7 protein-coding genes are annotated in these 14,527 nt (G+C 63.2%); 1 reads left to right on the top strand and 6 read right to left on the bottom strand.

Going from position 1 to position 14,527, the window contains the following annotated elements:
* Positions 1-100: 100 nt before the first annotated feature.
* The 3 genes from JOE31_RS06755 to JOE31_RS06745 form a co-directional block, all read right to left on the bottom strand.
* Positions 101-916, bottom strand: a complete 816-nt coding sequence (locus JOE31_RS06755; RefSeq protein WP_209742789.1) for an MBL fold metallo-hydrolase — start codon at positions 914-916, stop codon at positions 101-103.
* Between the two features lie 211 nt (positions 917-1,127).
* A complete protein-coding gene (gene glmS, locus JOE31_RS06750) occupies positions 1,128-3,026 on the bottom strand; it encodes a glutamine--fructose-6-phosphate transaminase (isomerizing) (RefSeq protein WP_209742787.1) in 1,899 nt (632 codons plus the stop codon).
* A gap of 149 nt (positions 3,027-3,175) precedes the next feature.
* A complete protein-coding gene (locus JOE31_RS06745; RefSeq protein ID WP_209742785.1) occupies positions 3,176-3,697 on the bottom strand; it encodes a hypothetical protein in 522 nt (173 codons plus the stop codon).
* Between the two features lie 197 nt (positions 3,698-3,894).
* On the opposite strand from JOE31_RS06745, the gene JOE31_RS06740 reads away from it, so the two are divergent.
* Positions 3,895-4,323, top strand: a complete 429-nt coding sequence (locus JOE31_RS06740) for a hypothetical protein (RefSeq protein WP_209742783.1) — start codon at positions 3,895-3,897, stop codon at positions 4,321-4,323.
* Between the two features lie 42 nt (positions 4,324-4,365).
* Here JOE31_RS06740 and JOE31_RS06735 read toward each other — a convergent pair whose 3' ends face one another.
* The 3 genes from JOE31_RS06735 to JOE31_RS06725 form a co-directional block, all read right to left on the bottom strand.
* Positions 4,366-4,791 carry an Ig-like domain-containing protein gene (locus JOE31_RS06735; protein WP_209742781.1) on the bottom strand — a complete coding sequence of 142 codons (426 nt, stop codon included), beginning with the start codon at positions 4,789-4,791 and terminating at the stop codon, positions 4,366-4,368.
* Positions 4,788-5,198 (bottom strand): hypothetical protein, encoded by a 411-nt coding sequence (locus JOE31_RS06730; protein WP_209742779.1) that lies wholly within the window; start codon positions 5,196-5,198, stop codon positions 4,788-4,790. The genes JOE31_RS06735 and JOE31_RS06730 overlap by 4 nt, the downstream gene beginning before the upstream one ends.
* Positions 5,199-5,279: 81 nt before the next feature.
* Positions 5,280-14,087, bottom strand: a complete 8,808-nt coding sequence (locus tag JOE31_RS06725; RefSeq protein WP_209742777.1) for a PKD domain-containing protein — start codon at positions 14,085-14,087, stop codon at positions 5,280-5,282.
* Positions 14,088-14,527: the final 440 nt, after the last annotated feature.

The raw sequence follows: 14,527 nt of genomic DNA, 5'->3' as shown, positions 1-14,527 counted from the left end.
CTGAACGAATGTAACTCATCTGCTTTCCGTCAGCGAGAAGACCGGGCGCGAAGCGAATCAACGCTGGCAATTAAGAATCCATGCGCTACCTGGTCACCGGCTAATGGTGTGCCCGCGTCTCCTGCAGCCGCTTGATGAACCAGCGGGACTGCTCCGGCCCGTAGGGAAGCACCGGGATGGCCTTGGTGGCGTCGCTGGGGGTGTCTCGGATGGACTGGATGGCCTGGCGGACGGCGGTGGACATGGTGTTGGCCATGGTCTTCACGAACTGGTCGCTGCAGGGTTCGCCGTGGCCCGGGATGAGGAATTCGTAGCGGTGCCGCAGGGCGGAGAGGTGCCGCAGGGCGTCGGCCCATTCCTCCGGGAAGGAATCCTCAAAGGAAGGGTGCGAGCCCTGCTCCACGAGGTCGCCGGCGTAGAGAGTGGTGGAGGTACCCACCAGCAGGTCGCCGTCCGTGTGGCCGCGGCCCAGGTAAAAGAGCGTGACGGTCTGGCCGCCGAGGTCCACCAGGACGGGCTGGTCCTTCACGATGGCGTTGGGTACCACCAGTTCGGCGTCGGCGCCTTCGCCTGCGGCCATTTCGGGTTCCAGGGCGGCGACCATGCGGCGCTGCCGGTCCCCATTTTCCTCAATCTCACGTGCGCAGTTCTCGTGGGCGTAGAACTCCGTGACGCCGTCGGAAGCGAAGACGGCGTTGCCGAAGAAGTGGTCGTAGTGGGCGTGGGTGTTCACCACCACCAGCGGCAGCTGGGTCTTTTCGCGCACTGCGGCCAGGATTTCCCGGCCCTGCCGGGGTCCTCCGCCGGTGTCGATCACCATGGCGCGTTCGGCGCCGATTATGAGTCCGGTATTGAGCTTCGAGCCTTCGGTGGTCAGCACATGGTTGCCCTGGCCAACCTCCATCCATCGCGACATTCTGTTCTCCGTATTCCTGCGTTCCGGCGATCGTAGGCCTCGATTCTACCCACGGCTTGCTGGTGGAAGCCTGAAGGAATGCCCGCGGCTCAGGCCATGTCCGCCTCCATGTCTCCGGTTGACTGGCAGTCCTGGCAACGGCCCACAAACTGATGCGGGCAGTCCAACGCTTCATAACCGTCCCCGAGATCCAGCGTAATCTTCATGGCGTTCACTCCACCGTGACGCTCTTGGCCAGGTTGCGTGGCTGGTCCACGTCGTATCCCTTGGCGGTGGCGAGTTCGAGGGCGAAGATCTGCAGCGGAACGGCTGCCAGCAGGGGCGCGAGGAGCGTGGGCGTCTCCGGGATGTAGAAGACGTGCTCGGCGTAGGCCTTGACCGCTTCGTCGCATTCCTCGGCGATGACGATGGTTTTCGCACCGCGGGCCCGGACCTCCTGGATGTTGGAGACCACCTTGGCGTGCAGCGAGTTTCGCCCGCGCGGGGACGGGACCACCACGAATACCGGCTGGCCTTCCTCGATCAGCGCGATCGGGCCGTGCTTCAGCTCGCCGGCGGCAAAGCCCTCGGCGTGGATGTACGCAAGTTCCTTGAGCTTGAGCGCGCCTTCCATGGCCACCGGGAACCCGACGTGGCGGCCCAGGAACAGCACCGACTTGGCCCCGGACATGGACCGGGCCAGCTCCTTGATCTCGTCCGCGTGGTCCAGGACCTGCTGGATCTTCGCCGGGACCTTGCCCAGGTCGGCCAGGATGTCCTTGATCTCGCCCTCACCCTGGAACTTGTTGCCGCGCAGCTGTGCCAAATAAAGGCCCAGCAGGTAGGCGGCGGTGATCTGCGCCAGGAAGGCCTTGGTGGACGCGACGGCGATCTCCGGGCCGGCGTGCGTGTACAGCACGGCGTCCGATTCGCGCGGGATAGTGGAGCCGTTGGTGTTGCAGATGGAGAGGGTCTTGGCGCCCTGTTCCTTGGCGTAGCGGACGGCCATCAGGGTATCCATGGTCTCGCCGGACTGCGAGATGGACACAATCAGCGTGTTCTCGTCCACGATCGGATCGCGGTAGCGGAACTCGTGGGAGAGCTCCACCTCGGTGGGGATGCGGCACCAGTGTTCGATGGCGTACTTGGCCACCTGGCCGGCGTACGCGGAGGTGCCGCAGGCGAGCACGATGATCTTGTTGATCTTCTTCAGGTGCTCCGGGTCGATGCGCATTTCATCGAGGGTCAGCTTGCCGTCAAGGTCCGAGCGGCCCAGCAGGGTGTTGGCCACGGCGTCGGGCTGGTCGTGGATTTCCTTCTCCATGAAGGACGGGTAGCCGCCCTTCTCGGCCGAGGCCGGGTCCCAGTCAACGTGGTATTCCTTGCCGTGGGCCGGGGCCCCGTAAAAGTCGGTGATCTCCACGGTGTCCGCGGTGATGGTCACGATCTGGTCCTGGCCCAGCTCCACGGCCCGGCGGGTGTAATCGATGAAGCCGGACACGTCCGAGCCGAGGAAGTTCTCGCCTTCCCCCAGGCCCACCACGAGCGGGGAGTTGCGCCGGGCGGCGACAACGACGTCGGGCTGGTCAGCGTGCACGGCCAGCAGCGTGAACGCGCCTTCAAGGCGCTGGCAGGCAAGCTGCATGGCCTTGGTCAGCCCGCCCTTGGAAGCCTCGCCGTTCAGCTGGTTCCGGAAAATGTCGCCCAGCAGCGCCGCGGCCACCTCGGTGTCCGTCTCGGACGCGAACACAGTGCCCTTCTCCAGGAGCTCCAGCTTGAGCTCGGCGTAGTTTTCAATGATGCCGTTGTGAATCAGGGCCAGCTTGCCGCCGTCGGACAGGTGCGGGTGCGCATTCTGGTCCGTGGGCCCGCCGTGCGTGGCCCAGCGGGTGTGCCCGATCCCGGTCACGGAATCCGGCAGCGGCTTCGCTTCCAGTTCCGCGAGCAGGTTGCTCAGTTTTCCGGACTTCTTGCGGGACGAAATCGTCCCGTCCGACACCACGGCAACACCCGCCGAGTCATATCCCCGGTACTCCAGACGGCGGAGTCCCTCAAGGACAACGTCCAACGCGCTATGGCCAACATTTACCCGGCCTGACGAATGACCTACGTATCCTACGATTCCACACATAGCTGTATCGCTTCCCGTCGTCCCGTTCCTATCCGGAAAAAGTCACAAGGTCATGCTGCCCTGTGTACCAAGAAGTGAAATAGAGTGGCTGCTACCCGTTATTCATGCAGGAACTCCTGAATGGAAAGTGTGACGCCGGGCGGGTCCGCTTAACCCACACCAGGGTGGAGGAGCGCGGGCCACCAGATCTGGGCCGCAAGGATCGCCACATTTACGACGGCGAAAAGGGCCACGCCCCTGAACCAGTAACGATAGCTCTGCCGGGCCTCAAGAAACCCTTGCTTTTTGGGAGCGCCGTGTCCGTTACCGCTCAGGGTTTCCGGAACTGTATAAATCCTGTTGGTGAAGAAGTAATTGCGCCTGCTGATATGGGAAATTCCCAATTCCTCTTCAAGGCGGTGCATCAGTGTCTTGTCCATCTCGTTGAGGAAGCGATGTTTGGCCATGAGCTGCAGGGACAGGACGGCAACAACGAGCCCCAGTCCGGCCGAAGCAAAAACAGCCACAGGGCTTGCCTCATGATTGAGCGCGATGGTGAGCAGAAATGCCTGGGCCGTAAGGGCCAGTGTGGGCGTTTCCCACAGCATGGCTTCCTGTTCCATTTCACGTTGAATGAGCATCTCGTACGTGAACAGGGCCTTGGCGTTTTCTTCGGCCCACGGCCCCGCCACACTGCTGCTGCGGGATCGCCGCCGTCGAAATAACATAGACCCACTGTGCCCTGACTCGCAGCGCCCGGCGATTAACGACACCCGCTTCGCAGCAGGTGGACGAAGACAGGTAGTGGACACTCTGGCACGATGGCTTGCTGGTCCGTAGGCTGCGACCCATCCCGTCTACCAGAAGTGTTTGAGCGAGGGAGAAATCAATGAAGATGTATACCCGGGCCACGGCGGCCTTTATGATGACCTGCGGATTGGGGCTCTTCGCAGCCGCCGCGCCTGCTGCTGCAGCAACGAACGAGGTTCTTGATATTGGGAACGGTACCCTGCTGGCCAAGGGCCTTGGCTTCAGGATTTCCTACACGTATACGTGCCGGCCAGGATTCGTTGCGACATCGGTGATCGATGTTGAGCAACTTGTAAGTAAATCCCGGCTGGCGGTTGGAGTCGCGGGAAGCACAAGTCCGACCCCCTGCACGGGCGATCCGCAGACCACCACCGTCGTGGGAGTCATCAAAGATGACATTCCTTTGAAGAGCGGCGTGGCCCTAGCGAGGTTGACCGTCTATGTGGATAACCAAGTAATCTCTGAAACACTCGAGTTCCGGGAAGAAATCCGGCTCAGCAATAAGTAAGCACGTCCGGGTCAGGTAACCGGACCGGACCGGGCCGGCCGGTTACTTGACCTCAAGCTTTATGGTCGTGGACTTTTCAGCGGCAGCCACCGCCACCTCGACCGTTCCCGTTGCAGCCCCTGCCTTGAGTCCGGCGGCCGTTGCAACACCCAGGTCGTCAGATACATCCGTAACAAGAGTGGCGGGGAAAGCAGCGTCACCACTCTTGACGGTAAACGTCACCGTCACTCCGGCGATTTCCTTTCCGTTGGCGTCCCGGAGCTCCACACTCAGCGGCGCGAAGTCCTCCCCCGCGGAAACCGGTGAAGGCAGGTCACCAACGAGGACGAGGCTGTCCCTGGATTGGGCAGCCTGTCCGGAGGCAGAAGGCTCCGGACCGGATCCCGGACCCGCCCCCGCGCACCCAGTGAACAGGACGGTCGCCAAGCCTGCGGCCAGAGTGACCGACCGTCGAAGGTGAGGCGTCACTCAGCGATCTCCAGCGAGATCGTGGTGGTTGCGCTGCCCGAGGAAACGAAAACCGTGACAACGCCCGGGGTAGCCCCTGCTATCAGGCCGAAGGCAGTTGCCTGCCCATCTTCGTATGTGTTGGTAACTTGAACAGGACCGCCCTCCTCGAAGGCAGCGTTGTCCGATGTTACTTGGAATACAACGCCCTCGTCTTGCCCAACGGCACCACCGTTGTCAGATACCTGAACGGTGATCGGCAGGAACGTTTCACCCGGGGCGACGGGTTCAAGTTCGCTGACGAGTGAAATGGTTCGAAGTCCTGATGCGGCGGCGGCCGGTGTAGCAATAGCTGCCAGAACGACGGGCGTCGTCCAGACGCCGGCCAAAACGACTTTCCTGCGGCTAACGCCAGGGGTGCTTTCCATGTGACTTTCTCTCTTTCGTGTATGGGTTGTGATTCGCCCGGGGGCCGGCCACGAGTGGCTGGCCCCCGGGCGAACGCAGTCTTAAGGGGTCGAATTCAGCTCGGGAAGGGTCAGAGGCGCCACTCCGGGAACTGACGCTGTGACCTTGGCAGTCCCGGTCGCAGGGCCCGAAAACAGCTCCAGTGCCGGCCGCGCCCACCCTTGTGCGTCGGTGAATCCGTTGGAGCTAAGGGCACCGCCGGCGAAGGAGGCAGCGCCGGCAACGTCGAATCGAACTTCCACGTTGGCAACCGCAACACCCACGCTGTCCAGGACCCGGACGGGCTGATGGACAAATGTCTGCCCGACCCGCACGGACTGAGTACCGGCGTTGTCAGGCTGCAGCAGTGCTGGCAGCCCCGGTCCGGCTGCGGAGTAACCCGCCGTGGACACGCTGCTCGCTGTCCCGGCCACAGAGGTGAACGTGAGGCTGCCTGCGGCGATCTTGGTCAGGCCCGTTGCGAAGGCGTGGCTGACGGCTCCGCCCGGAGCCACTGCCAACAGTGTTTTCTTCCCGTACCGGCCCTGGACGGTGATGTCGACGGCGGCCGGCCCCCTATTCTCTGCATTTGCGACGATGAAGATCTTGCCGTTGACAGCCTTCACGTAGCTGGAGCTCCGAACATCAATCTCGGCCGAGGGCAGCGTCACTGTCCGCTCGGGAAGTGCCAGGGCGGCTGCTCCTTCTGCCCGGGCCGTTGCGGTAACCGTTCCCGCCTCCGTGGTGGCATTCAGCGGAACCGAGGTGACGGCATAGCCGGATGCATCGGTTGCCACAGTCGTCGAGGGCATGTCTCCGAAACGCGCCGGTCCGGCGACGTCGAAGGTGACGGAGGCACCGCTCACCACTGTGCCGTCACCCCTGACAAGTCGGACCGCGTAGGGCGCAAAGACTGAGCCGGTGATCTTGGATTCGGAGCTGGAAGCATTTTCCAGCTTCAGCTCAGCTGCCGGGTTGTAGGCGGCGTAGCTGATCGCCTGCGATCCGGAGGAAAGCGCTCCCTTGGCCGTCACGAGGACGGTTCCTTGGGAGATCTGTTTCTGCCCGGTTGCAAAGAGGTGGGTCGCGGATGCGCCGGGTTCAAGAATTCCCAGGTTCTTGCTGCCGTACCGGCCGCTCAGGGTCACGGTCTTGGCCTCAGTAGACCCGTTCGAGACTTTGGCTTCCAAGGCGACCTTCCCGGATACCACCCGCGGAGTCACAGTGGCGCTGACGCCTTCGGGAAGGACCTGCGCAGCTACCACCTCCTGCGGTTGCAGGACCACGGCGGGCTGTCCCGGCACTTCAGCGGCCGCCGACAAGGTCCCACTGCCGCCCGTTGGAAGTGGAGTTGTGGACACCGCATATCCCTCGGCGGTCGTCCATGCCTTGTACGTCTTGGCCCCTCCGGCAAACGACGCCGGCCCGTCAACCCGGAACTCGACTTCCGCTCCCGCCACAGGGTTTCCATTGGCGTCCAGCACACGCAGCGCCAGCGGCTTGAGCACAGTCCCTGGTGCCACGGTTGTCACCGGGACCACTTGGGCAGCGATGGCTGCCCAGCCGGACCGGATTTCGAGGTTGACGTCGATTCGACGGTCAATCTCTTTTTCTCCAACCAGTGACAAGTCGAATTTCCAGAAGCCCGCCGGCACGCTACCGGTGACCTTCCCCGCCGAGCTCACGGTGAACGGTGTTCCCGCCGGCAACGGATTGTGGGTCACGGTCCACTTCCCGTGAACGCCGTCGCGGAGGTCCTTGACGCCGAGCGTTGTGTCGACTGCTTCATTGGCAAGGGTCACCATCTGGTACGGATTGGACTTGGGTACGGCTACCCCCTTGAGCTTTGTTGACGTACGGGTCGCGAAGGCTTTCAGGAGCGTGTCGTCACGCTCATGGTATGTGGTGTGCACCTCGTAGCCCTTGGCGACAGACAGCGCGGTGGCAACGAAGCCCACGAGGTTGGGTCGGAAGCCAATGGCAATTTGCAGTGAGTCGCACACGATGTCCACTGAGTCGCACAGGGACATTGTCACCGGCGCCACTGCTTCCGGAATCTTGGGTGTCCACTTCACCGCACCGACGCCCGTGTTGCTTACTGCTGACCCCTCCCGCTGGCCGCCGATCAGAAGGTGGTTTGACGCGTTGGCAACCAGATATGCTCCCGCGACCTTTTTCTCGGACACCAGCGCCGGATTGTCAGCCATGACCCTGGACAGGACCACGCCTCCTTGCGAGTACCCGCCGAGGACGAGCTTTTCGTACGGGCAGGCAACGTTACGTTGTGCAAGGAAGGAGGTAAGTTTCGTTACCCCTTCTTCAATGCTGGCCATATAGGTCTCGAAGTCCACTGTGCTGTCCCCTCCAACGAGGGGTACGGCAGCCGCCGGATAGTCGAGGTAAACAGCGGCGTATGTGCGGGTGGCTTCCAGCTCCGACTTGAGCTGTGTAGCCACCATGGTCATGTTGGGGCCCAGCAGCTTCTCACCGGAACCGGCAGCGCCCACGAACAAGACGTCCATGCACTGGGGCGCGTTCATGGTGCTTCCGCTGATGATGCCGGCTCCGGAGGCAACGGGCAGGTCAGGCGGCGGGGTTTTGGATGCTGTCGCCACCCTGTGCGTGGGCTTTGTCGCGCCCCCTTCGAGTGTCGGTACGACGGCGTAGTACTCTCCCAGCTGGCTACTGCCTTCGTCGAGCATCCGTGCGTCGCTCAACTCACCGACAGCACCTTCGGTCACCAGTCGCCATTCGCCGCTGTCCAGGGAGTCACGGGAGAAGACTGAGTACTGGGATGCCCCCGTCACGGTCTCCCAAGCAATGAACATTTTGTGTGTGTCTCCGGGCGCTTTGACCCACTGCGCCTTCACATCCAGCGCATCCGTTCGAGCGGGATGCTTCTGGAGCGGGAGGTATTCGACGTCGACGCTTCCGCCGGTGGACACAATGAAGCTCTTGGCGAGGTCTCCGTCATTCAGCAGGACCTCCCCGGAGACCCTTGAGTAGAAAATGTACTCGGCTTCGAGCGTTTCCCCGGGCCTCAGCGAGGCCGCCGACTTCTTGTACTCCACAGCCGGAGCCAGGAGGTAATTCGTCCCTTGGAGCACTTCGAACGTGGGGTTGTAGACCACGGTGCCGGCGCCCTCGGGTGTCTTGTTGCGCAGCTTCACGGTGACACGGAACGGGTGAAGATTAACAGTGGAGGGATCCACGGTAACCTCCATTTGCAGGGCAGATCCGCCCCACACCTTCAGCGGCTTATCCGTCCGGGCCTCGATGCGCAGTGGTTCGCCCAAGGGCTCAAGCACGCCGGTGTAGGTGGCGGAGAGGTTGTATTCGCCCTCGGTGTCGCCACGCAGCGTCCATGATGCCGTCCGGCTTTCGCCGCCGGGAATGTCCTGCATCGGGATCGCCAGGTTCTGGGATGCCGACGTCGGCGCGAGGCTGACGCCCTTGGGGAGGCTGAGTTCTGCCTGGCCCTGGGTGAAGGTGAACGGGGTACTGGCCAGGTTCTGAACCAGGAGACGCGCTTCGAAGAACTCCTTGAGGAAACTGCCCTTGGTGGGGACGATCAACCACTGGACTACACGCTGTCCTCCGGCCTGGACCGTGCTCGGAGTGAAATCGTAGTCGCCGATAGTGATGCAGCATCCGCCATTTCCGCCGCTTCCCACCCAGTAGATTGGCTCTCCGGGGTCGGTGCTGATCCCTATCTGGTTGTTATCGTTCCAGACCACTCGTACCGGCGTCTCTTCCGGAACGTCCGGGTCTGATCCGGCAACCGCAAGGTGGATTTCAGATTCGAAGACCTGCTGGTTCTCCGGTGCTTGCGGATCAATTCCTAGATCGACAATTTCGTCGATGGTCAGCTGGCGTGTTTCCAGTACCGACGTGCCAACGTCCCCCTGCGCCAGGGTGGCCTGCAGCGAACCCGAGCCTTCGACGACGGTGCCCGTGGCGACCAGCGGAAGGTGCCCGCCGGCGGAGATGAAAACGCTGTGGTCGCCGTTGGGAAGTCCTGCGAGGACGGCAATGCCGTCGCTGCCGGACGTGGCGGTGATCCTGCGCCCGTCGGAGAGGTTGGTGGTGACGATGGCACCGGACACGAGGCTGGCCCCGGATTTAACCGTCACGGACAGCCCGGGAACGGCGGCGGCCTGGCTGACCTTCACCGAGGATGTGGCCGTGGCTGTTTCGCTGCCGTTGCGCACGGTCAGCGAAACGGCGTAGTCGCCCGGCGCGGCGTAGGTGTGCTGGGCCCGTAGCCCGGTGCCGGTGGTTCCGTCACCGAAGTCCCAGAGGTATTCGTGGATGAGCGCTGCCGGCCGTGAGCGGCCGGCGTCGAACGTCACGGCTTGTCCGGTCACGGACTGCTGCGGATCCCCGGCGTCGGGCAGGAGCGGTTCGGTCAGGATCACGGTGACGCGGGAGGTTTTCGAGACGGAACTTGTGCCATCGCGGACCGTCGCATACACGAGGTACGTGCCTGCCTGACCGTAGGAATGGCGTATGGCCTGGCTGCTCGGGTAGCTGCCTTGCGCTCCTCCCCCGTCGCCGAAGTCGATGGTGTACGTGAGCGGATCACCTTCGGCGTCGCTCGCGTCCAGGGTGTAGGTCACCGGATCATTAAGTTCGACGGCGGTTGCTGAGGTTGAGAACTGCAGCTGCGGCGGGGCGTTGGGCGCTTTGACGGTCAACCCGTAGTGGAACGGCTCCACACCGTCAGCGGAAGCAACGACTGTCAGGGGTCCGATAATATTTCCCGCCGGGATCAGCGGCGAATAGATCCGTCCGTCGGCATCCGTCTTGGCCGTGAACGTGGCGGAGCCGCCCTGGAAAGTTGCGCCTTCCGGACCCGTGATGGTGTACGTCACCTGGACCTGCTCGGCGGGGTTGCCGTCAGCGTCCACGGTCCGGATTCCGAGTGGCGCACCGAATACGGTGCCGGCCACGGCGATCTGCCCGTCGCCCGTGGGCTCGGTCAGCTCGGCGGCCTTCAGGAGCGGTTCGGTGGTCAGCGTGAACTGGACCGGTTCAAGGGTGCCGGTGTTGGCGGAGATGACCACCGGCCCGGTCTCGGTGCCGGCAGTGATGCCGCCTGAGCTGGCCAGCCCTTCGCTGTTTGTGGTGGCGTACGTCCGGAATGCCCCGCCGAAATTGGCCCGGCTCGGGTTCTCCGTGACGAAGCGGACCCGCTGGTTGGCCACGGGGTTGCCTGCGCTGTCCTTGACCGCCACGTCTACGGCACGGAACGCCTTGCCAATCCTTTCGGACTGTTCGTCGCCGGAGACTTTCTCAAGGCTTCGTGCGGAGCTCAGCACTGCCATGTCGAACGTGGCGGAGGTGATACCCGCGGCGGCAGCCGTGACGGTGAAGCTGCCTCCCTGGCTGCCGGCAAACAGCGCCGGCGCAACCGCGTATCCGGAGGCATCCGATGTTACGGCGGCGGTGGATGCCCGGGTTCCATTGTCGAGGACGAAGTAGGCGTCCGTTGAGCCTTCAATCGAGAACGTCACGGAAACACCCGGAACGCCAACCTCTACCTCGTGGTTGGAGACGCGCGCTGACATTCTGGCCGGGAATCCGGCTCCGGGCTGGACGCTCTGGCCGCCACCGCCCAGGTTGTTGAAGGTATCGGCGGTCGGGAAGTCGAGTGCTTCCAGCGTGAGCGCTGGATACGACTGCCCGTTGTGGTCAACGGAGACGGTGAAGGTTCCGGGAGAGTTGCCGATGTAGACAGTTGAGCCGTAGTAGCCGGGTGTGGCTTCGCCATTCGAATCGGTGTATCCGGCGATGGCCGTTGACCAGTTGTATGAGAACCGGTGTTCCTTGTTCTCGGGCAGTCTAAAGGTGACGGGCTGGTTAGGCACGGAGTAGCCGTCGGAATCGCGTGCAACCACGCGAAGGGGCATCATGTAGTTGTTCGGATATGACTTCTGGTTGTCGCCTGCCACCGCGGTGACGGTGGCGATGGGCCCCACCACGCGAAGACCATCCCAGCGCAGCTCGTTTGACTGGCTGCTCTTCGCGGTCAGGGAAAATTCGCCGCGGACCTGGCCGGCGGAAATGGTGGGCGAAGAAACGTTGCCCCAGCGGTCTGCCCGGAGAGTGACTTCGGACTCCAGCCGGACGTCTCCGGTTGCGGGATCGGTGATCTTGAACTTGGCGTCTGTTTCGCCGACGATCGCGAAGGTCACATCGGCATATCCTGCAGGACTCCCGTCCGCGCCGGTGGCGTATGCGTAGGCAAAGCCGTTGAGGTCGTCACCGGTCTTGACGTGCGCAGCCGGCATGCCGTAGGTGACCAGGGAGGTCGCAGCGGCCAGCGGCTTTACCTTGAAGGTGAACGGGTCTGCCAGGACTCCCGCCGCTTCAACGTCCACCACAACGTCACCGGCAGAATCCGGACCAGGCACGGCGCACAGGTGCACTGGCGATGAGGCGTTGCCGTAGGAGTCGGTCTGAACCGTGACGGTGGTCCGGCCGGATGGCTGGGAATAGCAGCCCCACCAGTAGTTGGAGAATTCGGCGCCGCCCTCACGCACCGTGAAGGTCACCGCTTCGTTGCCGACCGGGTTGCCGCCCTCGTCCTCAACCCGCACGGTGAGGTAGCCGAACCGGTCCTCCGGGAAGACCTCCAGATTGTCCTGCGATGTCTTGACGATCTTGCCGACGCCGCCGCTGACGGAAAGGTTCACCAGCAGGTCCGGCGCTCCGGGCGTAGCAGCCCTAAGCACCACTTTTCCTGTTGTGTCACCGGCAATAATCTGGGGCGCGGTTGCGTAGCCGTAGTTGGAGGCCGTGACAGTCGCCGGCCCGTCGATCCGGACGCCTTGATCGTTGACGAAATAGCTGCCCGTTTCACCTTCCAGTGTGAAGGTCACCTCGGCATAGCCCGCGTTGGACCAGCCCGCGCCCACGGCAGTAACGCTGACCGGTGCGAGGACCCCGCCAGGCTTCGCTGAGAGCCCTTCCCCGGATACTGTGAGGAGTTGCTCGGCGACAGGGTAGCTGGAAACCGTGTAGTTGACTTCTGTCCGCGGGCCGCCGGCCACGCCGGCACTCACGACGGCTGGTCCGTAGGCGGACTTTCCGGCTCCGGTGTACAGCGCTTCCCCGGCGTACGCAACACCGTTGGAGTCAGTCACTGCCGTGCGGGTCTTTTCACTCCCGTCCAGGCTGCGGCCGAAGCCGACGGCGCCGCTCTCGACGCGGAAAGTGACCGTCTGGTTGCCCACCGGCCGCCCCTCATTGTCAGTCACCACGGCGTACGGCCAGCCCAGTGTTGATTCCGGGTAGGCAGCTGCACCGGCACCGGGATACACCTGAATGCCTGCCGGCTGGCCCACCACATCGAGGTCGAATATCAGCTCCCCGGCAAAGTCCGGGGTGGTTGCCTTGACCGTGAACGCACCCACGTGATCGCCCGCCCACACCTGGGGTGTGGCCGCATGTCCATATCGGTCGGCATCGACCGCAATGGTGGTGAGCCTCGTGTCGTTGGGGCCTGCGAAGTAGGAGCCGCCACCGTTGACAATCGAGAACGTGACTGGAGCGTAGCCGGCATACCGGCCCTGCTCGTCCCTGGCATACACGCCGAGCGCCGCTGCGAAGGCGCCGCCGGCAGCAACGGTCTGGTTGCCGCCATACGCCTGGGTCAGGTTCCACGCCCGCGGCTGCTTCACAATCTTCAGGTTGAAGGTGGCGGTTTTCGTACCGGCTGCGGCCGTCACCGCCAGCGGCGTGCCCGAGGCCTTGGATCCGGGGTTGGCGCGCAGCGTGTACCACGGGACTGCGGCGCTCCCGTCGTACTGGCTCACTGCATGGAAGGATTTTCCGGCCTCGCCGTTGACCATGAAGCCGGCTTCACCGTTGATGTCGAAGCTGACATTCCGGTAGCCAAGGTGGGTGCCGTCCTTGTCCTTCACACGGACCTGCAGGGACTGGAAATAGTCCTCGCCGGCTACTTCCTGGCCATCGCCGGACATAATTTCCACTGCCTCGACGGGTGCCAGCGGAATCGTGAAAAGGACCGGGTCAAGCCCGGCAATCCGGGCTTCCACTTCGGCATCCACCGCCAGGCTCTCGGGAGAAATCCCGGAACGCAGGACCTGGTAATACTGGGCGCCGTCGCTGGTGCGGACCGTTCCGTCGTCGCCGGTGCTGAACGTGGTGGCGGGGTAGGACCAGCCGAAATTGGCGGTACCGTTCTTGGCCGTGAATTCCACCGTGGCGCCGGAAACCGGCTTGCCGTCGCCGTCAACGGCACGCACAACGAGGGGCTTGAGGATTTCGTAAGGGCTGTGGACGGTCTGGTCACGTCCCTCGACGTATTCGAGCCTTTCCGCGACGGTTGAATGGATCTGGTCAAAAACGAAGGTGGAGGACGAGCCCTCGGCACGGGCTTCCACTTCAATGGTGCCCACATAGCTGCTGTCCGCGAGCAGCCCGCTCATCGCAGCGTTGATGCGGCTGTTGGCCACCACCACACCGTCCGCGTCGGTGGTCAGATCCAGGGTTTTGGCGTTGCTCCGGTCGAAGGTGGCTTCTCCCGCCCGGACTTCGAAGGTGACCTTCACTCCGGCCACGGGCTGATCCGCTTCGTCGGTGAGCCGGACGGACAGTGCCTTGGGGCTGTACTGGCCCGGCCGCATGCGCTGGTCGGCTTCGCTGTCGTTTTGCGGCGAGACTGTCCACTGCGGGGAAGCCTCGGCGGATCCCGAGGGACTCGGCGTGGGGGTCGGTGAGTCGGTCGGTACGGAGGGTTCGAATTGAACGGCGGCCGGCTCCACCGCCTGGGCCGTAGCCAGTTCACCTGGCTGCAGAACCAGCAGCCCTGCTACTAACGCCGAGCTGACGGCCACTGACATCAAGCGCTTCGCCCGCGCGAAACCAGACAGGTGTGCCCTAGGACCTTTATTCATGTTGTTCCCCCAAAACGCGCAAAGTGCGATTGAGGAAAACTTAGCAGAACGCGCAAAAAGTACTATTCCGTGCCGATTTGTGTCGAATTGCTCAAGGTTGAATCAAGGAGGGCATGGACGGAGGGGCCCGAACAGCCCATCCGGCTGCGAAACGCAAACGGCCCGAAGCCGTGGCCGTTGTCAGGGCCCGTCCCGTGAGTGCCGGCACCAGGTCTTCTCGGTTTGCCTGATCTTCCCTCCATGAATGATCAAGTCAGGGGTTTTAAAATGGATGCTTGGGTGCCCCTATTTCAAACCGCACTGTGGGTCGCGGGATTGCTGGCGATCGGCTTAAATCTCCGACGCGAAATTTCTGCGTTGCGCAAAGAGATGCTCCACCGGCTAGA

The sequence above is a fragment of the Arthrobacter sp. PvP023 genome, assembly GCF_017832975.1.
In the GTDB taxonomy this organism is placed as follows: domain Bacteria; phylum Actinomycetota; class Actinomycetes; order Actinomycetales; family Micrococcaceae; genus Arthrobacter.
The sequence above is the reverse complement of the archived record's forward strand: the minus strand, read 5'-3'. Positions and strand labels throughout refer to the sequence as shown.

Bases quoted from the DNA above. Each gene is read 5' to 3' on its own strand.
- JOE31_RS06730 (WP_209742779.1), bottom strand. From the start codon at position 5,198: ATGGAAAGCACCCCTGGCGTTAGCCGCAGGAAAGTCGTTTTGGCCGGC.
- JOE31_RS06725 (WP_209742777.1), bottom strand. From the start codon at position 14,087: ATGTCAGTGGCCGTCAGCTCGGCGTTAGTAGCAGGGCTGCTGGTTCTG.
- JOE31_RS06755 (WP_209742789.1), bottom strand. From the start codon at position 916: ATGTCGCGATGGATGGAGGTTGGCCAGGGCAACCATGTGCTGACCACC.
- glmS (WP_209742787.1), bottom strand. From the start codon at position 3,026: ATGTGTGGAATCGTAGGATACGTAGGTCATTCGTCAGGCCGGGTAAAT.
- JOE31_RS06740 (WP_209742783.1), top strand. From the start codon at position 3,895: ATGAAGATGTATACCCGGGCCACGGCGGCCTTTATGATGACCTGCGGA.